The organism is Microbacterium sp. MPR-TSA4, assembly GCF_058792815.1.
The window spans coordinates 1-22,583 of the sequence record NZ_JBXAFF010000033.1; the positions used below are offsets into that span (position 1 = coordinate 1).

The window sequence follows — 22,583 nt, forward strand, 5'->3', positions numbered from 1 at the left end:
CCCCTCGCCCCCTCCCACCGAAAGGCCCGACACATGAGCAGCATCCTCTGGTTCGATCAGCTCGGCATGGCAGACCTCCCCGCCGTGGGCGGCAAGAACGCATCGCTCGGCGAGATGGTGTCGCATCTCGCCGCTCTGGGGGTGAGCGTGCCCGGCGGCTTCGCCACGACCGCCGACGCGTACCGGGAGTTCCTGGCGGAGGGCGGGCTGCGCGAGCGGATCGCCGCGGCCATCGCGGACGTGGACGTCGAGGACGTCGCGGCGCTCACGCACGCGGGGACCCAGATCCGGGCGTGGATCGAGGAGCAGCCCTTCCCGGCCGAGCTGGAGGCGTCGATCCGCACGGCCTACGCCCGCCTCGCGGGCGAGAACCCCGAGGCCTCCTTCGCGGTGCGCTCCTCCGCGACCGCCGAAGACCTGCCCGACGCCTCGTTCGCCGGCCAGCAGGAGACGTTCCTGAACGTCGCGGGCATCGACAACGTCCTCGCCGCGATCCGGTCGGTGTTCGCGTCGCTCTACAACGACCGGGCGATCGCGTACCGCGCCCACCACGGGTTCGACCACGACGAGGTCGCGCTGTCGGCCGGCGTCCAGAAGATGGTGCGCTCCGACATCGGCGCCGCCGGCGTCATGTTCACCGTCGACACCGAGTCGGGCTTCGAGGATGCCGTGTTCATCACGAGCTCGTACGGACTCGGCGAGGCGGTCGTGCAGGGTGCGGTGAACCCGGACGAGTTCTACGTCTCGAAGGTCGCACTGCGCGCGGGTCGCCCCGCAGTGCTCAAGCGCTCCGTCGGCGAGAAGGCGATCGCCATGCGGTACACGGATGCCCGCGAGGCGGGCGCCTCGACACGGTTCGAGGACGTCCCGGCATCCGCTCGGCGTCTGTTCTCGATCGACGACGCCGACCTCGTCGAACTCGCCCGCCAGGCGCTCGTGATCGAGGAGCACTACGGACGTCCGATGGACATCGAGTGGGGCAAAGACGGGATCGACGGACGGCTCTACATCCTGCAGGCGCGCCCGGAGACGGTCGTGTCGCGGGTCAAGGCGGGCGTGATCCGGCGCTTCGTGCTCGGCGCGCGCGGCGAGGTGGCGACGGCGGGCCGTGCGATCGGCCAGCGCATCGGTGCGGGACCCGCGCGGGTGCTGCGCAGTCTCGACCAGATGGCCGACTTCCAGCCGGGCGAGGTGCTCATCGCCGACATGACCGATCCCGACTGGGAGCCGATCATGAAGCGCGCGAGCGCGATCGTGACCAACCGCGGCGGGCGGACCTGTCACGCGGCGATCATCGCGCGCGAGCTCGGCATCCCCGCCGTCGTCGGCACGGGGGATGCCACCACCATCGTGTCCGACGGCGACGAGGTCACCGTCTCGTGCGCCGAGGGCGACACCGGGTTCGTCTACCGCGGCATCCTCCCGTTCGAGGAGGAGATCACGCGGCTGGACTCCATGCCGGAGGCGCCGGTGAAGATCATGATGAACGTCGGCACTCCCGACCAGGCCTTCTCGTTCTCGCGGCTGCCGCATCGCGGCGTGGGCCTGGCCCGGCTGGAGTTCGTCATCAACCGGCAGATCGGCATCCACCCGCGGGCGCTCCTGGAGTTCGACACGCTCGACGGCGAGCTGCGCGAGCGGGTGGCCGACGCCACGGCGGCGTACGACACGCCGCGCGACTACTTCGTGCGCCGCGTGGCCGAGGGGGTGTCGATGATCGCCGCCGCCTTCTGGCCGGAGCCGGTGATCGTGCGTCTCAGCGACTTCAAGTCGAACGAGTACGCGAACCTCGTCGGCGGCGAGCTGTACGAGCCGCACGAGGAGAACCCCATGCTCGGGTACCGCGGGGCGTCGCGGTACATCTCGCCCGATTTCCGCCCGTGCTTCGACATGGAGTGCGAGGCGCTGCGATTCGTGCGCGATGAGATGGGCTTCACGAACGTGCAGGTCATGGTGCCGTTCGTGCGCACCGTCGGCGAAGGGCACGCGGTCGTCGAGCTGCTCGCCGAGAACGGGCTGCGGCGCGGCGAGAACGACCTCAAGGTCATCATGATGTGCGAGCTGCCGTCCAACGCGCTGCTCGCCGACCGATTCCTGGAGTTCTTCGACGGCTTCTCGATCGGCTCGAACGACATGACGCAGCTGACCCTCGGCCTCGACCGCGACTCAGGGCTCGTGGCGTCGACGTTCGACGAGCGCGACCCGGCCGTGCTGCGCCTGCTGTCCCTCGCGATCAGCGCCTGCCGCGCGGCCGGCAAGTACGTCGGCATCTGCGGGCAGGGCCCGTCGGATCATCCCGATCTGGCCGAATGGCTCGTCGCCGAGGGCATCGAGTCGGTGTCGCTCAACCCCGACACCGTCGTGGAGACGTGGCTGCGGCTGTCGAAGACCGCCGAGGCGACGGCTCCGCAGGCCGGGTGATCACCCCGCGCGCCAGACCCGCCCGAGCCGCTCGATCGCGACGTGGAGCAGCTCGTCGGGAGCGGTGAAGGGGATGCGGATGTGGTCGTCGGCGGGTGCGGATGCCGCGAACTCCGAGCCGCCGGCGACCGCCACACCCGCCAGAGCCGCGCGCCGCGCGAACGCGGTCGCCGACCCCGAGGGCAGGCGCGCCCAGAGCGAGAGGCCGCCGCGCGGCACGTCGAAGCTCCAGCCCGGAAGGTGCTCGTGCACCACCGGGACCAGCCGCTCCAGCGCCGCGGCGTGGGTGGTGCTCGCGTCGCGGCGCAGGGCGGGCGCCTCGTCGAGAAGACCCAGCGCCATCCGCTGCGCCGGCACGCTGGCGGCTTGGTCGACGAGCTGCCGCGACGCGCGCAGTCTCCGGATCAGCACGGGATCGGCGCGCGCCCACCCGATGCGCAGGCCCAACCACGCCCACTTCGACAGCGAGTCGACGACGATGACGGGCGCGTCCGAGCGCAACGCCGCCAGCGACACCGGCACGACGCCGTCGAAGGAGATGTTCGCGAGCACGCGGTCTTCGATGACGCGCACGCCGTAACGGGCGGAGAGCTCGGCGACCGCCAAACGGGATGCCGGCGGCATCCGTGATCCGGTCGGGTTGTGGTGGTGGGGGTTGAGGGCGATGAGGACGGGGCGCAGGGCCACGATCGCGGCCTCCAGGGCATCCACGTCGACGCCGTCCGGCGTCATCGGCACCCCGTGCACGCGCGCTCCCCGCCGCCGGACCGGGTCGACGAGACCGGGCCAGCTGAGCTCCTCGCTCAGCACGACGTCGCCCGGCGCGACGAGCTCGTCGATCACGAGGCTCAGCGCCTGCTGGGCGCCGCTGGTGACGATCACCTGCTCGGGCGTCGTCGGCGTGCCATCGTCGCTCAGCAGTCGCGCGATGCGTTCCCGCACCTCGGGCAGGCCCGCGGGGTCGGAATCGGCGGCCGTCGCGGCGACGAGGGCGGCATCGAAGCCGCGCACGATCTCGATCGTGCGCGGGGGGATGCGCGGCACCGCGCGCAGGAGGTCGATGGAGGCGGGCGCGGCTTGGAAGAGGCTCTCGCCCTGCGAGCGCCGGGCCGGCAGCGCGATCGCCGCCCCCGCGACGCGCGTGCCGCTGCCCTGCCGCCGTTCCAGCACGCCGCTGTCGGCGAGCGCGGCGTAGGCCGCGACGACCGTGCCGCGTGAGACCGCGACGGCCGCGGCGAGCGCGCGCTCCGAGGGCAGTCGGTCGCCGGGGCGCAGTTCGCCCGAGCTCACGAGCGCGCGCAGAGCGGCGGCCAGACTCGCCGTCAGCGACCCGTCGGAGTCGACCCAGCGCCCCAGCCGCGCCGCCAGCGCCGCGGGAGACACCGCTGCGGTGCGGTCCGCATCGGCCAATCGTGTGACCACTCGCGGAGAAGTGGCCCTGTCGTGAGCGTCCATCGAGACCGATTCTGGTCCAATGACCCACCCCCGCGTGACCCCACACCCGCAGAATCAGCCATCCCCCATGCCACTTCTGTCGGAGTGGACCATCGCACGCGTCATCGATTGGCTCGCGGACGACGACCGCGGCGGCGACACGGACGGTCACGAGGCCCTCGACGCCCACCGCGACACGCTCGGCGCGATCGACGCCGGCATCGCGCGTCGGCTCCGTCAGCCCGCGTGCCCGCCCGGTGCGCGAACACCGATGCTGGTCCGATCCATCGCGACCGCGACGCGGCGGCATCCGGCCCTCCGCGCGCTCACGGTCGGCGACCTCGTCGCCGGGGCACCGACCGACCCCGCGGCGCGTCAGAGCGGCAACGGCACGCCGGCGGCGGGCACCCGGAGCCTGTCCGCGAGCCCCGCGTAGGCGAACTCGCGCTCGAGGCGGTCGATCGTCTCGCTGAAGTGGTGCCACCCTTCGGCGTGCACCGGAACGATGATCGCCTCCCCCAACGCCCGCGCCGCCTCGACCGCGGTGCGGGCGTTCAGGGTGAGGTCGCTGTCGCCGAAACGGCCGACGTTGGCCGCGCCGGTGAACAGGACGGCGATGTCGATCGGTCCGACGCGGTCGACGATGTCGGCGACGAGCGCGGGCGACGCGTTGTCACCGGCCACGTAGACGACGGGCCGGTCGGGGGCGCGCAGGACGAATCCGGTGACCGGCCCGGAGAGCTCCTCGGCGCCGTCGGGACCGTGGAGCGCGGGGACGGCGGTGACCTCGACGTCGCCGACGGTGCGGGTCTGCCACGGTTCGAGGCCGTGGACGCCGGGGATGCGGGCCGACGCGGCGGGCGTGGAGAGCACGGCAGCGGCGCGCGGCAGGAAGGCGCGTCCCGCCGCATCCAGGTTGTCGGGATGCTGATCGTGCGACAGGAGCACGACGTCGATCTCGCCGACCTCGTCCACTCCGAGCGCCGGACCCGTGAGCTTGTGCAGCGTGACCGCGCCGGACGGGTAGTCGCCCGGCTCGTCGAACGTCGGGTCGGTGAGCAGGCGGATGCCGCCGTACTCGAGGATCGCCGTGGGACCGCCGATGAGAGTGAGAACAGGGCGCGGAGAGGTCATGCTCCCATTCTCGTGGCGGTGGCGTGCGTCGCGGGCGCGGGGCCACTCAGATGAAGGGTCAGCCGCCGAGGACCATCATCCGCTCGGGATTCGGCAGCGGCACGAAGCCGACCTTCGCATAGACGCCGTGGGCGTCGGCGGTCGCCAGCATCGTCCGCTTCAGTCCCCACGGTCGAACCGTGGCCGCGATCGTCTCGGCCAGCAGCGTGCCGACACCCGCACCGCGCGCAGAGGGAGCCACGAACACGTCGCACACCCAGGCGAAGGTCGCGGCATCCGTGACGACGCGCGCGTAGCCGACCAGCGCGCCCTCGGCATCCAGAGCCCCGAAGTTCAGCGACGCCCGGGCGGCGCGTTCGACGAGCTCACGGCTGCGCCCGAGCGCCCAGTACGCCTCCTCGGAGAGCCAGCGGTGCACGAGGTCCAGGTCGATCTCGTCCAGCTCGGTCGTCACGCGCACACCGGTCATGTCGTCAGCATACGAGAGGAGCCGCGACGCCCCCGCGGCGTCCGCCGTCTGCCCCATCGAGTACCGTCGAACGGTGACTTCCGCGACCGACCCGAACGACACCTACACCGTGGCCACCGACGGCGCCTGCAAGGGCAACCCGGGACCGACCGGCTGGGCGTGGGTCGGGGAGGACGGCCACTGGGCCGCCGGCGCGATCCCGAGCGGCACCAACAACATCGGCGAACTCATGGGGCTGCTGAAGGCCATCGAAGACCACGCCGACACCGCGCACCTCGTCGTGCAGGCCGACTCCAAGTACGCCATCGACACCTACTCGTCGTGGATGGACGGGCACCGCCGTCGCGGATGGAAGACCTCCACGGGCGCGCCGACGAAGAACCGCGACCTCCTCGAACGGCTCATCGCCGCCCGTGACGCCCGCCGCGCGGCTGGCCTGCCCGACGTCGTGCTGGAACACGTCCGCGGCCACCAGGGCCACGTGCTCAACGAGTGGGCCGACGAGCGCGCCGTCCGCGGTGCCGAGCACGCCGCAAAGGGCACCGCAAGCGCGTGGTCGTCGCTGGGCGGCCTGCACCCGCAGCTCGACGTGTCGGCGGCGCCGAAGAAGAAGCGCTAGTCCTGGGTCGTGCCCTCGAACAGTCCGATGTGATTGCCGTCGGGGTCGACGATGATCGCCCACCAGCTCTTCGCGGTGATCGGCTCCTTGGCCATGGCGACGGTCGCCCCCGCCGCCTCGGCCTTCGCGATGGTGTCGTCGATCGAGTCGACCTCGACGTACGACCGCGGCTGCGTGAACCCGTCACTGCGCGGCGCGAGCCCGCCCCCGCTGATGCCGTTGGGCGCCGACCACATCGGGTAGCCCTCGAAACCGGGCGGCTCCGCGATCTGCCACCCGAACAGATCGGAGTAGAACGCGGCCGCCTTCGCGAGGTCCGCGACGGGGATGTCGATGTGGGTGATGTCGCCGTGCGCCATGATGGCTCCTTCCGCCGCGCACAGTCTGCGCCGCGGACGGTGCGACCACAAGAGGGTCACTCCTGGCGCAGCAGCACGTCCAACGCGTCGAGCGCCGGCCGCTGACCGGCGACCAGGCGCGGACGAGCCTCGGCGAGCGGCATCCACTCGGCGCGATCGACTTCGGGAAAGCGCTGACGACGCCCCGACCGCGGCGGCCACTCCATCTCGAACGACCCGAACACGAGCGCGGCGCGCTCGGCGGCGGAAGTCAGGAACCCGGCGCCGTCGCGGCAGAACACCGTGACCGTCTTGCGCCCCGACGCGTACGCGAAGGTTCCGAGCTCGACGTCGTCGACCGCCGGCGGGTCGACGCCCAGCTCCTCGCGGAACTCGCGCACCGCGGCATCCCGCGCCGACTCCTGCGACGGGTCGAACTCGCCCTTGGGGATCGACCAGGCACCCTCGTCCTTGCGCGCCCAGAGGGGACCGCCCATATGCGCGACGAGCGCCGACACCGTGCCGTCCGGATCTCTCCGGTACAGCAGGATGCCGGCGCTCGTCGTGACCATCAGCGTCAGGCTCCGCGACTCGCGGCCTCGACGATCAGAGCGGGCGCGAGGCGGGCGAGACCGTGTAGGTCTCCTCGGGGTCGGTGACCGCGACCGGCGCGAGGGCCGCGTCGATCGCCGACATGACCTCGGCGTCGAGCACGACCCCGGAGGCCTTGACCGAGTCCTCGAGCTGCTCGGGGCGCGACGCGCCGACGAGCGCTGCCGAGATGTTCGGGTTCTGCAGCACCCACGCGATCGCGAGCTGCGGCATGGTGAGGCCCGCCTGCTCGGCGATCGGCTTGAGCTTCTGCACCGCGGCCAGCGTGTCGTCGTTGAGGAAACGCTTGATGAAGTTGGCGCCGCTCTTCTCGTCGGTCGCGCGCGAGCCGTCCGGAACGGGCTGTCCGGGCAGGTACTTGCCGCTGAGCACGCCCTGCGCCATCGGCGACCAGACGATCTGCGAGATGCCGAGCTCCTCGGAGGTCGGGACGACCTTGCCCTCGATGACGCGCCAGAGCGCCGAGTACTGCGGCTGGTTGCTGACGAGCTGGAAGTTCAGCTCCTTCGCGAGCGCCGCGCCCTCGCGCAGCTGCTCGGCCGTCCACTCGCTCACGCCGATGTAGAGCGCCTTGCCCTGGCGCACGATGTCGGCGAAGGCCTGCATCGTCTCCTCGAGCGGGGTCTCGTAGTCGAAGCGGTGCGCCTGGTACAGGTCGACGTAGTCGACGTTCAGGCGGCGAAGCGAGCCGTGGATGCCGTCGAAGAGGTGCTTGCGCGACAGGCCCTGGTCATTCGGCCCCTTCTTGCCGATCGGCCAGTAGACCTTCGTGAAGACCTCGTAGTCGGTGCGCTCGAGGCCCTTCAGCGCCTCGGCCAGCACGACCTCGGCGGCGGTGTTGGCGTAGGCATCCGCCGTGTCGAACGACGTGATGCCGAGGTCCAGTGCCTTGTGCACAGTGGCGATGGCGGCGTCGTTCTCCACCTGGGAGGCGTGGGTCACCCAGTTGCCGTAGGTGATCTCCGAGACCTTGAAGCCGCTGTTGCCGAGATAGCGATAGTTGACCATTCCTCAACGCTACCGCCGGCGCGCACCGGGCCGGGTCAGTCGACGGGCACGGATGCCGCGACGGCGCGGTCCTCCTCGGTCGCGACGAGCTGGCCGCAGGCGCCGTCGATCTCCTTACCGCGGGTGTCGCGGAGGGTCGTCGGGATGCCGGCCTCGTTGAGGCGGCGCACGAACTCGCGCTGCACCTCCTTGTCGGACGCGGTCCACACCGACCCGGGCGTGGGGTTCAGCGGGATCGGGTTGACGTGCACCCAGCCGCGACCGCGCTCGTTGAGCTTGGTGGCGAGCAGGTCGGCGCGCCAGGCGTGGTCGTTCATGTCCTTGATGAGGGCGTACTCGATCGACACGCGGCGGCCGGTCTTCTCGAAGTAGCCGCGGGCCGCATCGAGCGCCTCGTCCACCTTCCAGCGCGAGTTGATCGGGATCATCTCGTCGCGCAGGTGGTCGTCCGGCGCGTGCAGCGACAGGGCGAACGTCACCGGGATGTCCTCGGCGGCGAGCTTGTTGATCGCCGGCACGAGACCCACGGTCGACACGGTCACGCCGCGCGCGCTCATCCCGAGCCCGTGATCCTTGTCGACCATCGTGCGGACGGCCTGCATCACCCGGTTGTAGTTGGCGAGCGGCTCCCCCATCCCCATGAAGACGATGTTGGTGACGCGCTCGTCGGCGTGCTCGGCGGGGCCCAGCTCACCGGCACGGATCGCCGCGTTCGCGCGGACGACCTGCTCGATGATCTCCGCGGCCGACATGTTGCGGGTGAGCCCCGCCTGACCGGTCGCACAGAACGGACAGTTCATGCCGCAGCCGGCCTGGCTCGACACGCACAGCGTGATGCGGCCGGGATAGCGCATGAGCACCGACTCGACGAGCGCCCCGTCGTGCAGCTTCCAGAGGAACTTGATCGTGTCGCCGCGGTCGGTCTCGAGCCGTCGCACCTCGGTGAGCAGATGCGGCAGCAGGCCCGCGACCAGCTCCTCCCGTCCGGATGCCGGCAGGTCCGTCATCGCGGCGGGGTCGGACGTGTAGTGCTGGAAGTAGTGCTTCTCGACCTGCTTGGCCCGGAACCCCGGCAGCCCCAGCTCCTTCACCCGCTCGACGCGCTGCTCGGGCGTCAGGTCGGCCAGGTGCACGGGCGGCATCCCGCGCTTGGGCGCGGCGAACTGCAGCAGGGGTTTGCCGTCGGCATCCACCCGCTGGGTCCAGCCCTCGGTGCGGGGGCGCACCTGTCGGGGACGGGTGGTGCGCACGGGGCTGGACTCGGTCATGTCTCCAGGGTACCGAGGCCGCCTGGATGCGCGGCGGGAGGGCGGAGGTCGGCGCCGGCCGCGCCGTCATCGATCGGGCGTCGGCGCAGCCGTCCCCAGCCGAGGGTCAGCCCGAAGGCGACCACGGCGCTGGTCGCCACACTCGCCAGATAGGGGATGCCGAGACCCGGGGCGATGGAGGCGATCCCGAGCACGCCGGCCGCGCCCAGCGTGACGGCCTGCACGTTCCACGCGGCGAGCATCGCGCCGCCCGCCGCCGAGGCGATCACGGCGGCCACGAGCGGGAACTGCAGCCGCAGGGTGATGCCGAAGATGGCCGGCTCGGCGATGCCGAGGCACGCGGGCAGGCCGGCGCCGGCGGCGAGCGCCCGCATCGACGAGCGTCGCCGGGCGAGCAGCGCCACCGCGAAGCAGGCGCCCGCCTGGGCGAGGTTCGCCGCGCCCGCGACGGGGAAGATGAACGACCCGCCCTGGCCGAGCAGGCCCAGCTCCACCGAGACCAGGCTCTGATGGGTCCCCGTGACGACCAGGAGCGGATACAGGGCGCCGAAGAGGGCGCCGCCGATCATGCCGGTGGCCTCGTACGCCGCCGTGAGCAGGGCGGCCAGACCGTCGCCGAGCCAGCCCAGGACCGGCCCGATCACGAGGAAGGCGAGGAGTCCCGTGACGAGCAGCGTCAGCGTGGGGACGAAGAGGTAGCGCGCCGTGCCGCCGAGCAGGCGCGTCCACAGCCGTTCCACCCGCGCGAGCACGTAGGCGACGGCGATCATGGGCACCACCGTGCCCCGGTAGTCGATGCCGAGCACATCGACGCCGGCGATGGTCCATCCCCCGGCGCCGTCGAGCCGCAGCGCGGGGAACACCCCGGCATCCACGAGGAAGGGTGCGACCACCAGGGCGGCGCCCATCGCGGCGCCCAGGTACGGACTGGTCCCGAACCGCAGCGCGGCCGAGAACCCGACGATCACGGGAAGGAGCGTGAAGACCCCCACCCCGAGGATGCCGATCAGGGCGGCGATCCCGCTGATCCCGGGCAGCGCCTCGACCGCCGCCGCCGGTCCGAGGATGCCCGGCGCCGTCAGCAGGTTGTGGAGCCCGAGGAGGAGTCCGCCGGCGACGAAGGTCGGCAGCAGCGGCACGATGACGTCCATCACCACGGTCACGGGTCGCAGCCAGCGCCGTCCCGAGGCACCGTCGGCGTCGGGCACCGGCGCCTCGCCCGGCGCCGGTGCGGTGGCGGCCGCGGCGTCCACCAGCTCGCGGAGCGCTTCGTGCGTCGATGCGACCCGACGCGGCCCGACGACGATCTGCACCTGCTCGCCCACGCGCGCGACGCCCAGCACGCCGTCGATCCCGGCCAGGGCGCGCTCGTCGACGGCGGCGGGATCGACGACGGCGATGCGCAGCCGCGTGGCGCAGTGCGTGGATGCGGCGATGTTGCTCACGTCGCCGAGCGCGGCGACGATCCGCTCCGCCGGCACCGGGCTCTCGTCGATGGCGACCTCCCTCGGTCGTCCTCAGCGTAGCCAGGGGCCCGCCCGCCTGTCCGTGCGGACACGGAAGGCTCCCCTCCCACGAGGAGAGGGGAGCCTTCCGCGACGAGCGTCAGCCGTGCACGGTCACCGCGTCGGACGCACGTCCGCCGTCGCCGGGACGTCGTGCGCGTATCCCGAGGGGATGTCGGCCCACTGCCCCAGGCCGTTGTCCCCGTACGCGCGGTCGACCGTCACGGAGGACCCGTCGATGTCGACCTTCACGGTGGGGGCGAGGGTACCGCCGCGGACGAAGTCGTCGCTCGTGCCGATCGTGTCGATGAACGACTGCACGAGCCCGCCCGGCATGACGTAGTGCGAGTACGCCTGGAACTGGCCGGGGTGCTGGTTCACGTCGGGGGCGAACGGCGTGCCCGCGGCGAAGTTCAGGTTCGACGGGCTCGCCAGCGCCAGACCCGATCCGCGGTTGACGGGCTGGAAGTCGCTGCGGATGCCGTCGCCGACGAAGCCGTAGACGCCCTCGGGCCCGTCGACGCCCGCGGCGTAGGTGCCGCGATGGGTGATGGTGAACAGGTAGTACTTGCCGTCCTTGATGTAGATCTGGGGGCGCTCGGTCTGGTCGTTCACGCAGTTGGCCGAGAGGATCGGCGGGAGGAAGGTCCATTCGGTCAGCGCGGCGTTGTCGGCCACCGCGAGACCCACGTTCGCCAGCTGGTAGTGGGCGCCGCGGTCCATGACCTCGGCGGCCGTCTCCGCGTACGGGTCGCCGGTGCGGTAGCCCATGTCCTCCTCCGTGCACACGCGCTCGCCGCGCGGGGCGGCGGTGTTCCCCTCGAACACCATGAAGGTCTTGCCGGGGTGGGCCGGGTCCTCGAAGGTGAACGGGTCGCGGAAGTTGAAGAACTCGTTCTGCGCACCGGTCTGGTAGTACGTGCCGTCGGCCTGCAGCATGTCGTGCTGGTCGCGGAATCCGGTCAGCCAGACGCCGTTCTCGTCGGCGAAGATGCGCCCCTCGCTCTGCACGATGCGCGGGTCGTAGGGCTTGCGGTTGCTGCCGTCCTCGTTGCGGTAGAACGCCACCGCGGTGTAGAAGATGCGCAGCTTGTTGCCGTCGAAGATGCGGGTGGAGCCCGACCATTCGGTCTGGTGGCTGAACGACTGGTCCTCGAAGATCGCTCCCGACGCCCCGTCGGGGAAGACGAGGCCTCCGTAGGTCCATCCGCCGTCGGCGGGACGCTCGGCCACATCCGCCTTGCGGAAGAAGTAGCCGAGGCGCGCGAAGGTGTGGCGGTCGTCGAACCCGAGGCTGCGGTCCGCGACGAGCGAGAACACGACCTCCCACCCCTTGAAGCTCGGCTGCGCCGCGGTCTCGTCCGTCAGCGTCCAGCTGTCCCAGACCCAGACCTGGTCGTTGCTCATGTCGGGGAAGTCCTGCGGAACCGTGGGCATCGTGTACTCCTCGGGCAGGGAGTTCTGCCGCGGAGCCGCGGTCGGATCGCTCATCGCGGCGATCTGCCGCGCGTCGGCACGGGTCCAGCGCGCCGTGAAGTCGGCGGCGGGATCGTACGCCTGCTGGGTGTGCACGGTGGGAGCGGGGTGGCCGGGAACGGCGTCGATCTCGTCGGCGGCCTGCACGGGCGATGCCGCGAGCAGCGTCGCCGCGGCCGCGGTGGTCGCGACGATCGCCAACGCACGCGCGAGGGGGCGGCGCCGGCGGCGGGGGTCAATGGTGGTCACGTCTGTCTGCTTTCTCAGAAGGGCGGAAGGCGTGGTCGTCTCTCGCGGCTGAGCCTAGGGCGAGGGGCTGCGATATGTCAAACGTTTGACATATCGCGAGTTGCCATGGTTCACTCATCCGTGGAGACCTCCGATCCGGAGGGACCCGTGGATCGACTCTCGGGGCGCACGCCCATCTCTCATCCCCCCTCGCACCGTCGCGCCCCCGGCAGTGCCCGCGGGCGGCGGTGCACCGACAGCACCAGGGAGTGCCATGTTCCATCTCCGCACGACGCGCGAACGCCGCGTCCTCGCCGCCGGCGCCGCCGTCGGCCTCGTGGCCGCCGCGGCGTTCGCCGCCTCGGCATCCGCCGCCACAGATGTGACGACGCTGGAGTCCATCTCCGTCCAGGATGCCGCGGCGACGCTGATCGGCAGCAACATCCAGCTGCGCGACGCCGCCATCGCGCACGGGCGCGCCGTGCAGATCGGCACCGTCACCGGCGCGGCGCTCGACCCCGCGATCGGGTCCGGCGTCGCCCTCACCACGGGGTCGCTGCGCGCCGCCGATCCGAGCTCGTCCGCCGACGTGGACTTCTCGCGGTCCGCGCTCACCGGGCCTAACAGCACGCTGACGACCACCGGCGACCTGGGCGGCGAGGGCTCCGCGGAGCTGTCCGCGGCGGTCGGCTCCACGACGTACGACGCCGCGCAGCTCGCGTTGACGGTGGTCCCCGCCGGCGACACTCTGTCAATCGTTTACCAGTTCGGGAGCGAGGAGTACGGCGTCTGGGAGGCCAAGGACTACACCGACGCGCTGGGCATCTTCGTCGACGGCACACGGTGTTCGCTGATCGACGGCGTGCCGGCGGGCATCGACACCATCAACGCGACCCGCAACGCCGCGTCGTTCGTGTCGAACGCGGACGGACGCACCCCGTCGACCGCGCACGACACCGAGATGAACGGCTTCACGACGGCCCTCACCTGCACGGCCGCGGTCACGCCGGGAGCGGAGACCTCCATCGTGGCGGCGGTCGCCGACACCGTCGACGGCCACCTCGACACGACGCTGATCCTCGCGGCCGGCGGCATCTCGTCGTCCGCCCCCGCGGCGACGCCGACGCCCGACCCCTCGGCGTCGGCCGCCCCGACCGGGGCACCGGCGGCAGCGACGTCGACCCCGCTGGCGGGCGCGCAGCGCAGCGGGTCGCTGGCCCGCACCGGCGGCGACGACGCCCTCGTCGCCGGGGCGGTGATCGGGGGCCTCGCCCTCGCCGCCGCCGGCACGACGCTCGTCCTGCGTGCGCGTCGCCGGGCCACCCCGGAGGTGGGAGCGGAATGATCGGCGCGACCGCGAGCCGGGGGATGATCGGCCTCGGTACGACGATCCTGGCCGCGGTCGTCACGATCGCCGGTGGCGCCTCCGCCCGGGGCGCCACCGGCGACGACCTCATCGCGACCAGCACCACCGGCGTCGGAGCCGATACCGTCACGACGTCGACGGTGTGGGAGCTGCCCGACTCCGCCCGGGGCGGCGACACCGTGCGGCTGGCGCTGCCCGACCACGCCTCGTCGAGCCTCGGGGACGGGCGCTGGATCGCCGCCTCGGGGGCGGTGATCGGCATCGCCGTGCTCGGCCCGGACGGCGACCTGTCCATCACGCTGACCGACGCGGCCGACGACCCCGCGAACCGACGAGGAGAGACGATCGTGACGACCACGGCATCCACGACACCCGGCACCCCGGAGTCGTTCACGTCCTCCGCGGCGAGCCGTCTGCGCGCCGACGATGTGCCGGGCGCCTTCCACGGCGTCGTCGACCGGGATGCCGCGAACAAGTACGGGCTGTGGACGTCGACCGAACCCGCGGTCGTCCGCTGGAGCATCGACACCCCGCGCGGCCCCTGGGACACCGTCGAGGTCGTCGACACGGTGACACCGGGCCAGGACATCGACTGCGCAGCCGGCGTGAGCGTCCGCTCCACCACCCGGATGGAGCCCGACACCGGCTACCTCATCGATCTGACCGACGTGGCCGCCGACCGCGTCGAGGTCTCGTGCGTCTCGGGGAGCCTCCGGGTCGCCGTCACGGCGGTGCAGGACGGCGAGATCGTGGAGGTCGCGTTCGACGCGACGGTGGCCGGCGGGCCGCGCGACGTCGAGAACACCGCGGTGGTCACCGCGACCCGCGCGACGGCGCCGACCGTCGTGAGGGCGACCACGCTCCAGGCGATCACGGCACCTCCGCTCACCCCGGAGGTGCCGGCGGAGCCCGGGCCCCGTCCGGGTGAGCGGCTCGCCGCGACCGGCGGATCGATCGCCGGAGCGGCCGCGGGCATCGCCGTCGCCGTCGCGCTGGGCGCCGCGGGCGCGCTCGCGCTGCGGAGCGCGCGTCGGCGGGACCGCCGGAGCACCTCGTGAGCACGCCGCGGCGGCGGGGCGGGTCGCGGCGGCGCGCCCTCGTCATCGCCGCCGCGGCGGCCCTGGCCGTGATGCTCGTGGTGGCGGCCGTCGTCGTGGTGGGCCGCGACGACCGCGGCGCGTCGCCGACACCGACACCGACCGCACCGGGCGGGGACGCGCTGACGTTCGACCGCCCGGCCGACTGGGAGCGGTTCCGCCCCGGCTTCCACCTCACGCCCGCCGCGCACTGGATCAACGATCCGCAGCGCCCCGTGTTCGCGGGCGGCACGTGGCACCTCTACTACCTCTACAACGCCGACTACCCCCACGGCAACGGCACCGCCTGGTACCACGCGACATCCGACGACCTCGTGACGTGGCGCAACGAGGGCGTCGCGATCGAGAAGTACCGCAACGGGCTCGGCGACATCCTCACCGGATCCGCGGTCGTCGACGAGACCGGCAGCGCGGGGTTCGGCGCCGGAGCGGTCGTCGCCCTCGTGACGCAGCAGGACGACGGCGTGCAGCGCCAGTCGCTCTTCTTCTCCACCGACGACGGCTACACCTTCCAGGAGTACGACGGGAACCCGGTGATGGACAACCCCGGCGCCGTCGACTGGCGAGATCCCAAGATCGTGCGCGACGACCGCCACGACCGCTGGGTCATGACGCTCGCGGAGGGGCAGCGCATCGGCTTCTACGTCTCGAGCGACCTGCGCTCCTGGCGTTACGTCTCCGACGTCGACGCGGACGGTCTGGGGCTGCTCGAGTGCCCCGATCTGTTCGAGATGGTGGACCCCGCCTCCGGCCGACGCACCTGGATCCTCGCCGCCAGCGCCGACGGGACGCGCGAGGGACGCACGACCGGCCTGGCCTACTGGACGGGGAGCTGGGACGGCGAGCGCTTCAGTGCGGATGCCGCCGACCCGCAGTGGCTCGACGACGGCGCCGACTTCTACGCCGCCGTGACCTGGGACGATCCCCGCCGATCCGCGACGGACCGGCTGAGCGAGCGCTACGCGCTCGGGTGGATCAACAACTGGGCGTACGCGAGGGATCTTCCGACCGAGGGCTGGCAGGGCGGGGCGCTGTCGGTGACGCGCCGCATCGTCCTCGACGACAGCGACGGTCGGCTCCGACTGCGGTCGCGTCCGGCCGAGGCTCTGCGCGGGTTGGAGGGGGACGCATCGTCGGCTCCCGCGCAGACCATCGAGCCGGGCGCGATCGCGCCTCTCGCGGTGCAGCCGGCATCCGCGTCCTACCGTCTGCGCGTCACGCTGGACCCGTCCGGCGGCACCCTGCGCCTGCGACTGGGAGAGGCCGGCGGCGATGTGACCGTCGGCTACGACGCGGCGGCGGGCGCGGTGTTCGTCGACCGTGCGCACGACACGGTGGCGGGGCGGCTCTCCGAGACCTATCGCACGGTGCGCACGAGCGCCGTGGATGCCGGGGGCCGGCTGGAGCTCGACGTGCTCGTCGATGCGTCCAGCATCGAGGTGTTCACCGGCGACGGCTCGTCGCTGACGATGGCGGCCTATCCCACCGCGACGACGCCGGTCAGCGTCGAGGCGGTCGATGCCCCGGTGAGGATCGACGCGATGTCGGTGACCCCGCTCGCCGTGGTCGACCCGCAGCGCTGAGGCCGGTCAGCTCGTCCAGCCGAGCCGCAGCTCCACCGGCAGCGGCGGCTCGGCGGCGGGTGGGGCGTCGGGGTCGGCGATGCGGTCGACGATGAGCTCCGCGGCGCGCGCGCCCAGGCGGGCGATCGGCTGACGCACGGTGGTCAGCCCGGGCATGCCGAGCCGGACGGCCGCGGAACCGTCGTAGCCGACGATGCGGACGTCGTCGGGAACGCGCCGCCCCGTCTTGTGGGCCCACTCCAGCGCCATCAGCGCGGTGAGGTCGTCGGTCGCGAACACGGCGTCCGCCCCGGTCTCGGCGAGCCAGGTCTCGATGAGCGCGCGACGCTCGTCGGCGGGGGTCGAGTACCCGTACGCCCGCACGCGCGGCTCGATCCCGTGGGCGGCGACCACGTCGCGGTAGGCGCGGGCGCGGTCGTTGCCCGGGTGGTCGGTCGCGGTCACGAGCAGCGGCCGGCGCGCTCCGCGCGCGAGCAGGTGCTCCGTGGCCAGGCGTCCGCCGGCGGCGTTGTCGCCGCGGACGATCGGCACGCGCGGGCCGATGCGGCGGTCGACGGCGACGAGGGGCAGCTCGGCGGCGTCGTAGCCGCGGACCTCGCGATTGTGGGTGGAGGTGATCACGCCGTCGACGCGGTTCGCCTGCAGGAGATCGAGGTACTCGGCTTCGCGCTCGGGGTTCTCCTGGCAGTCGCACAGCAGCACCTTGTACCCGCGCTCGGCCAGGGCGTTCTCGATCGCCGCCACCAGCTCGCCGAAGAAGGGGTCGGCGACCGTCGGGACGATCACCCCGACCAGTCCCGACTTGCGTCCGATGAGCGAACGCGCGATCCCGTCGGGGCGGTATCCCAGCTCGGCGATGGCCGCGTTGACCCGGGCCCGCACCTCGTCGCTGAGATAGCCGCGATTGTTCAGCACGCGCGAGACCGTCGTGACGGAGACGCCGGCGCGCGTGGCGACGTCCTGGAGCTTGGGTCGCGCCATGTCGCCTCTCCTTCGTCGCCGGCGGGTCCGCCCACCCGCGGACCCGCCTCCGACGCTATCCCATCGTCGCCCCGCCGCCCCGCGCGAGCTCAGTCGCTCAGGACGACGTGGTCGACCATGAGGTGTCCCCACGCTCCCGTCGCGTCGTCCAGGATCTGCAGCTGCGCCGTCCGCCCCGCGAACGCGCGCACGTCCCAGTCGACGGGGCGCAGTGTCGCGGAGTCGTCGCCGGTGGCCGTGCGCACGGGCTGTCCGTCGATCAGCAGCTGCACCGACGTGGCCGGCTCGACCCCCAGCGGATGCCGTCCGCCGGCGATCAGGAAGTGCAGGCGATCGCGGTCCACGACGAACGGAGGCGAGGTGAGCACGCCGGTGGCCGCGTCCGATCCCGCGAAGGTGTCCGCGACGCGCGCACCGACCTGGCCGGGAAGCTCCGCGGCGGACGGGCCGATCCCCGCGAGGCTCCCGGTCGCGGTCCAGCCGTCACCCCACGTCGTCCCCTCGAAGTCGGCGATCACGCGCGCCGGTCGCTGCGCGAGGCCGGCGAACTCCGTGATGGTGAGGTCGTGGAACACCGCCGGTCCCCCGCTCGTGTACAGCGCCAGGCCGCGATCGGCGGCGGGAGCGAACACCTGGCTCGACTGCACGTAGCGTCCGTCGTCGACGAACACCTCGATCGTCGTCCGGTCGACGAGGATGCGGAGGGTGACCTCTCCCGCCCCGCCGTCGAACGGGGTCCGGCTCTCGAGTTTGTGGGTCGGCGAGGGATGCCCCGTCTGACCGCGGTTCAGGTACGCGTACGAGGAGGTGACCCCGGCATCCGCGTGCCGGCTGCCGTCGGCGGAGCGGCGCAGCTGCAGACCGATGTTCTGGGCCGTCTGCCGACTGACGCGCGTCGTGATCTCGTACGCGTCGCCCTGGTACGCGAGCTCGCGGAAGCCGTCGACCGTCACGTCGCCGAGCTCGTGGCGCGCGGACGCGTACTGCTGCAGCGCCGCGACCGGCTGCGAGGCGAGCGTGTAGCCGGTCCCGTCGCGCACGAGCCGGATCTCCCGCGTGATGGAGTCGGTGCCGGTGAACCCGTCCGAGGGCCAGGTCACGGAGGAATGCGCGTAGTCCCAGTTGTTCATCCAGGCGACCGCGTACCGCCGGTCGTCGGGGGCGGACGGGTCCTCCCAGGTGACGGCGCCGTACCAGTCGAACCCGTGGTCGAGCCACTGCGGGGCGGTCCGGTCGGGAGTGAACCGCTCCCCGTCGAAGGAGCCCGTCCAGTACGCGAAGGTCGCCGGCTCGCCGGTCGCGAAGCCGTTGGCGCTCACCCCGAACACCCAGTGGAACGTGCCGTCGTCGGCGCGGATGCGGAACAGGTCGGGGCACTCGATCGTGCCGATGCCGGTGTTCACGAACTCCGACCGACGCGTCCAGGAGTGGAGGTCGGGCGAGGTGTAGATGCTCACCCGGTCGCCTTCGGCGATGAGGGCGACCCACCGCTGGTGGTCGGGATCCCACACCACCTTCGGATCGCGGAAGTCGCGCCGCCCGTCTCCGGGTATCACCGGCTGGTCCCCGTCGGGGCGGAACGTGCGGCCTCCGTCGATCGAGTACCAGAGGAACTGCGCCTGCTGCCCCGACGCGTCGAGCTTCTGGGCCGGTGTCGGATGGTCCATCTGCGTGACGAGCATCACGACGGCGCCCGCACCGAACCCCGCGGTGCCGGCGTGATCGACCACGGCCGAGCCCGACCAGAGGTCGTAGTTCGCGTTGGTGCCCTTCGGCGCCGCGATCCCCTGATCGGCGAAGGAGACGCCGTCGGTCGTGGTGGCGAGCCGCCACGCCGTGCCGAAGTTGGCCGACGGGTTCGCGTCGTAGTCGGCGTTGTACAGGTAGTAGTAGTGGAACGCGCCGTCGATGTAGACGGGTCGCTGAGGGTCGTTCTTCCAGTGGTCCGGCACCGTGAAGTGGTACTGCGCCCGCAGGCTCGGGGCCGGCTCGGATGCCGAGGCAGACACCGAGGCGGTGACGGCGGGGGCGGCGGCGAGCGCCACGACCGTGCCGAGGGCGCAGACGACCCCCCGCACGGTGCGCAGCACGGTCGATCGGGTGGTGGCGGAACGCTGTCCGCGGAGGCGAGGATGCATCGTCGGATCCTTCTGTCTGTATCGGTCAGGACGGTCGGGTGAGTTCCCGCACCGTGAGGCGGCCATCGACCCAGCCGACGGGCAGGGGGTCGGTGATGCCCCCGACGAACGCGCCGTGCTCGTCGAGGTTGTGGAACGCGAACAACAGCCACTGGCCGTCGTCGCGCCGCCGCAGCAGCCGCCCGACGTAGAGGCTCTCGTCGGTGACGGGGTAGGCCTCCTCGACCTCGAACGGCCCGAGCACGCTCGCCGCGGGAACCGCCCACGTGCCGCCGCGCTCGACGGCGCGAGCGGGCATCGCGTGCTCCGCGAGGCAGGAGAACAGCAGCACGGGCCGCCCGTCGACGACCTCGACCTGCATGACCTCGAGCTGCCCGAAGCCCCGCTCGCTGGGCGCCGACAGCGGCGGGCGCAGCTCCCACGTCTTCAGATCGGGCGACCAGCCGTGGCCGATGACGCCGCGGCCGAAGGCCGGACCCTCGGGTGCGCGGGCGGTCACGAGCATGTGCCAGCCGTCGCCGTCGGGATCGGCGAACACCCACGGGTCGCGGAAGGCCTCGTCGTGCCAGTCGCCGTCGGCGAGCGTCTCGTACCAGGGGCCGGATGCCGACAGCAGCGGTCCCGGCACCTTCGTCCACACCAGGAGGTCGGGCGAGGTCGCGCAGCCGATCCGCTGCACGTTCTTGCCGTCGGCGGCCAGCGACGACCCCGTGTAGAAGAGGTACCAGAGCCCGTCGTCGCCGCGGACGGTCGAGCCGGTCCAGGTCGCGAGGTCGTCGAAGCTGCCCGCCTCGCCGCGGACGATGGCGTCGGCCACCGGCGTCCACGTCACGAGGTCGTCGGACACGGCGTGGCCGACCGAGGCTCGGTAGTGACGCGCGTCCGGGTCGTGCAGGGCGCGCGAGGCGTACAGGAAGAAGAGGTGGTAGGTCTCGCCGTCGTCGGCGAACCAGTAGTCCCACACCCAGGATGAGGAGAGGTCGAACATGTGCGCTTAGCCCTTCACTCCGCTGGCCGCGATGCTGCTGACGAACGCGCGCTGGAAGACGAGGAACACGATGAGGACGGGGAGGGTGATCAGCGAGGTGTACGCCATGACCTCTCCCCACGCCGTGTTCAGTTGGAAGAAGTACTGCATCCCGACCATCACGGGCCGCAGCCCCTCCTTCTGCACCACCATGAGCGGCCAGAGGTACTGGTTCCAGGCGGGGAGGAACGTGAGGATCGCGACCGTCGCGAACGCCGGCCCCGACAGGGGCACGATGATCCGGCGGTAGATCGTGAACCAGCTGGCCCCGTCGATGCGCGCCGCCTCGTCGAGCGAGGCCGGGATGGTCGAGAAGTACTGGGCGAACAGGAAGATCGAGAACGCGTTGGCGATGAACGGCACGATCTGCACCTGGTAGGTGTTCAGCCAGCCGAAGTCGTACTTGAGCACGCCGCCCTCCATGACGAGGGTCGGCAGCTGGGAGACCCAGTAGACCATCGGGACGGCGATCGTCTCGAACGGGACGATCAGGGTCGCGATGATCAGCGCCATCACGACGAGGCGTCCCTTCCACCGCAGGCGCGACAGGGCGAAGCCCGCCATCGAGTTGACGATGAGCCCGAGCCCGACGGTCAGCACGGTGACGAGCACCGAGTTGAACATGAACTGGGCGACGGGGACCCGGTCGAACACGCCGAAGTAGTTGTCGAGGCTGATGTCGCCGACGGGCAGGAACGCCGCGGGCGAGTTCACGTCGCGGAGGATCTGGGCGTCGGGCTTGAGGCTCGAGACGAACATGAACACGAGCGGGAACAGGAACAGGATGCCGAAGCCGCTCATCACGACGTACGTGAGGATCCGGCCGAGGCGGCGACGACGGCTCTCGCTGGCGTCCTTGCGGACGCGAGCGGCGAGGGGGGTGACGGTGGCGGTCATGACTCAGTCCTTGTCTCGCGTGAGCCGGCGCTGGATGAGCGCGATGATCAGTACCGCGACGAAGAAGATCAGCGAGATCGCCGCGGCGTACCCGATCTCCTGCTGCTGGTAGCCCTTGCGGACGGCGTGGTAGACGATCGTGGAGGTCGAGCCGGTCGGCCCGCCCTGCGTCATGACGTCCACCTGCACGAACAGCCCGAGCGCGGCGATCGTGATCGTGACGAGGACGAAGACCATGGTGGGACGCAGTCCCGGCCAGGTGACGCTCGTGAACTGGCGCCAGGGGCTCGCGCCGTCCATCTTCGCGGCCTCGTAGAGCTCCTCCGGGATCGTCTGCAGACCGGACAGCCAGATGATCATGTGGAAGCCGACCGCCTGCCAGATCGACAGCACGATGATCGCCGGCAGCGCGGTGGTGGGGTTGTTGAGCCAGTCGACGCTCTGCCAGGCGCCGAAGGTGAGCGTGTCGATGAACGAGTTGATGAGCCCGTCCTTCTGGTACATGAACTTCCAGAGGATCGAGACGACGACGATCGAGGTCACGACGGGGATGAAGAAGATCACGCGGAACGCGGTGACGCCCCGCATCCGCCGGTTGACGAGCACCGCCAGCAGCAGGCCGAGGCCGGCCTGCACCGGCACGACGACGAGCGCGAACAGGAAGGTGTTCCAGGCCGACTGCAGGAACATCGGGTCGGCGCCGAACGCACGGGCGAAGTTGTCGAGGCCGACGAAGCGCGGCGGGTTCGGCGAGATGAGGCGCGCGTTCGTGAACGAGAGCCCGAAGGCGAGCAGCACGGGGATGACGAGGAACAGGACGAGGAGGATGCCGGCCGGGGCGATCATCGCCAGGCCGGCCCACGTCTCACGTCCGCGGATGGAGCGGAAGCGGCTCAGGGCGCGGCGCGGCTTCTCGGCCACGGCCGTGGCAGGGGTGACAGTCATGGTGACTCTTTCGAGGTCGTCGAGCGGAGCGGGTGGG

The 22,583-nt window shown here is 71.7% G+C and carries 20 protein-coding genes; 6 read left to right on the forward strand and 14 right to left on the reverse strand.

Annotated elements, in window-relative coordinates:
- The first annotated feature begins 33 nt into the window (after nucleotides 1-33).
- Entirely contained in the window at nucleotides 34-2,421 is a 2,388-nt protein-coding gene (gene ppsA / locus AC1Q49_RS12295) for a phosphoenolpyruvate synthase (RefSeq protein WP_492492450.1), read from the forward strand.
- Here the strand turns inward: ppsA and AC1Q49_RS12300 are convergent, their stop codons facing one another.
- Complete coding sequence (locus AC1Q49_RS12300; protein WP_492492453.1) at nucleotides 2,422-3,843, reverse strand: aminotransferase-like domain-containing protein; 1,422 nt, start codon at nucleotides 3,841-3,843, stop codon at nucleotides 2,422-2,424.
- 100 nt (nucleotides 3,844-3,943) lie between these two features.
- On the opposite strand from AC1Q49_RS12300, the gene AC1Q49_RS12305 reads away from it, so the two are divergent.
- A complete protein-coding gene (locus AC1Q49_RS12305) occupies nucleotides 3,944-4,291 on the forward strand; it encodes a hypothetical protein (protein ID WP_060960233.1) in 348 nt (115 codons plus the stop codon).
- Here the strand turns inward: AC1Q49_RS12305 and AC1Q49_RS12310 are convergent.
- Nucleotides 4,231-4,989 carry an MBL fold metallo-hydrolase gene (locus tag AC1Q49_RS12310; RefSeq protein ID WP_492492455.1) on the reverse strand — a complete coding sequence of 253 codons (759 nt, stop codon included), beginning with the start codon at nucleotides 4,987-4,989 and terminating at the stop codon, nucleotides 4,231-4,233. The two genes, AC1Q49_RS12305 and AC1Q49_RS12310, sit on opposite strands and share 61 nt — an antisense overlap.
- 58 nt (nucleotides 4,990-5,047) lie before the next feature.
- A complete protein-coding gene (locus tag AC1Q49_RS12315; protein ID WP_492492457.1) occupies nucleotides 5,048-5,458 on the reverse strand; it encodes a GNAT family N-acetyltransferase in 411 nt (136 codons plus the stop codon).
- Nucleotides 5,459-5,531: 73 nt separating this feature from the next.
- Between AC1Q49_RS12315 and AC1Q49_RS12320 the strand changes: the two genes are divergently transcribed.
- Nucleotides 5,532-6,077, forward strand: a complete 546-nt coding sequence (locus tag AC1Q49_RS12320) for a ribonuclease H family protein (RefSeq protein WP_492492459.1) — start codon at nucleotides 5,532-5,534, stop codon at nucleotides 6,075-6,077.
- Here the strand turns inward: AC1Q49_RS12320 and AC1Q49_RS12325 are convergent.
- The 6 genes from AC1Q49_RS12325 to AC1Q49_RS12350 all read right to left on the reverse strand — a co-directional run bounded on the left by AC1Q49_RS12325 (nucleotide 6,074) and on the right by AC1Q49_RS12350 (nucleotide 12,533).
- Nucleotides 6,074-6,436 carry a VOC family protein gene (locus tag AC1Q49_RS12325; RefSeq protein ID WP_060960237.1) on the reverse strand — a complete coding sequence of 121 codons (363 nt, stop codon included), beginning with the start codon at nucleotides 6,434-6,436 and terminating at the stop codon, nucleotides 6,074-6,076. The genes AC1Q49_RS12320 and AC1Q49_RS12325 overlap by 4 nt on opposite strands.
- A 56-nt stretch (nucleotides 6,437-6,492) precedes the next feature.
- The gene (locus AC1Q49_RS12330; RefSeq protein WP_492492461.1) at nucleotides 6,493-6,987 is read right to left on the reverse strand and encodes an NUDIX hydrolase; all 495 of its coding nucleotides are present in this window, start codon (nucleotides 6,985-6,987) and stop codon (nucleotides 6,493-6,495) included.
- 34 nt (nucleotides 6,988-7,021) lie between these two features.
- Nucleotides 7,022-8,035: an aldo/keto reductase family protein gene (locus tag AC1Q49_RS12335; RefSeq protein ID WP_060960239.1), complete on the reverse strand. Its 1,014-nt coding sequence runs from the start codon at nucleotides 8,033-8,035 to the stop codon at nucleotides 7,022-7,024.
- Nucleotides 8,036-8,070: 35 nt separating this feature from the next.
- Nucleotides 8,071-9,303: a dual-specificity RNA methyltransferase RlmN gene (gene rlmN, locus AC1Q49_RS12340; RefSeq protein ID WP_101305441.1), complete on the reverse strand. Its 1,233-nt coding sequence runs from the start codon at nucleotides 9,301-9,303 to the stop codon at nucleotides 8,071-8,073.
- On the reverse strand, nucleotides 9,300-10,784 hold the full coding sequence (locus tag AC1Q49_RS12345; RefSeq protein ID WP_492492464.1) for a PTS transporter subunit EIIC: 1,485 nt from the start codon (nucleotides 10,782-10,784) through the stop codon (nucleotides 9,300-9,302). The genes rlmN and AC1Q49_RS12345 overlap by 4 nt, the downstream gene beginning before the upstream one ends.
- 138 nt (nucleotides 10,785-10,922) lie before the next feature.
- A complete protein-coding gene (locus AC1Q49_RS12350; RefSeq protein WP_219879369.1) occupies nucleotides 10,923-12,533 on the reverse strand; it encodes a glycoside hydrolase family 68 protein in 1,611 nt (536 codons plus the stop codon).
- 253 nt (nucleotides 12,534-12,786) lie between these two features.
- On the opposite strand from AC1Q49_RS12350, the gene AC1Q49_RS12355 reads away from it, so the two are divergent.
- From AC1Q49_RS12355 to AC1Q49_RS12365, 3 genes are read left to right on the forward strand one after another with little or no spacing between them, the layout of a single operon-like run.
- Nucleotides 12,787-13,857, forward strand: coding sequence for a choice-of-anchor L domain-containing protein (locus AC1Q49_RS12355; RefSeq protein ID WP_492492467.1), 1,071 nt, complete (start codon nucleotides 12,787-12,789; stop codon nucleotides 13,855-13,857).
- Nucleotides 13,854-14,936, forward strand: a complete 1,083-nt coding sequence (locus tag AC1Q49_RS12360; RefSeq protein WP_492492469.1) for a hypothetical protein — start codon at nucleotides 13,854-13,856, stop codon at nucleotides 14,934-14,936. The genes AC1Q49_RS12355 and AC1Q49_RS12360 overlap by 4 nt, the downstream gene beginning before the upstream one ends.
- A complete protein-coding gene (locus tag AC1Q49_RS12365) occupies nucleotides 14,933-16,558 on the forward strand; it encodes a glycoside hydrolase family 32 protein (RefSeq protein WP_492492471.1) in 1,626 nt (541 codons plus the stop codon). The genes AC1Q49_RS12360 and AC1Q49_RS12365 overlap by 4 nt, the downstream gene beginning before the upstream one ends.
- 6 nt (nucleotides 16,559-16,564) lie before the next feature.
- Here AC1Q49_RS12365 and AC1Q49_RS12370 read toward each other — a convergent pair whose 3' ends face one another.
- From AC1Q49_RS12370 to AC1Q49_RS12390, 5 genes are all read right to left on the reverse strand, one after another.
- The gene (locus AC1Q49_RS12370; protein WP_061782396.1) at nucleotides 16,565-17,539 is read right to left on the reverse strand and encodes a LacI family DNA-binding transcriptional regulator; all 975 of its coding nucleotides are present in this window, start codon (nucleotides 17,537-17,539) and stop codon (nucleotides 16,565-16,567) included.
- Nucleotides 17,540-17,628: 89 nt separating this feature from the next.
- Nucleotides 17,629-19,677, reverse strand: coding sequence for a glycoside hydrolase family 32 protein (locus AC1Q49_RS12375; protein ID WP_492492474.1), 2,049 nt, complete (start codon nucleotides 19,675-19,677; stop codon nucleotides 17,629-17,631).
- 25 nt (nucleotides 19,678-19,702) lie between these two features.
- Entirely contained in the window at nucleotides 19,703-20,665 is a 963-nt protein-coding gene (locus tag AC1Q49_RS12380; RefSeq protein WP_060959307.1) for a glycoside hydrolase family protein, read from the reverse strand.
- 6 nt (nucleotides 20,666-20,671) lie between these two features.
- Complete coding sequence (locus tag AC1Q49_RS12385) at nucleotides 20,672-21,601, reverse strand: carbohydrate ABC transporter permease (RefSeq protein ID WP_060959306.1); 930 nt, start codon at nucleotides 21,599-21,601, stop codon at nucleotides 20,672-20,674.
- Between the two features lie 3 nt (nucleotides 21,602-21,604).
- Nucleotides 21,605-22,546, reverse strand: coding sequence for a carbohydrate ABC transporter permease (locus tag AC1Q49_RS12390; protein WP_101305434.1), 942 nt, complete (start codon nucleotides 22,544-22,546; stop codon nucleotides 21,605-21,607).
- Nucleotides 22,547-22,583 lie beyond the last annotated feature (37 nt).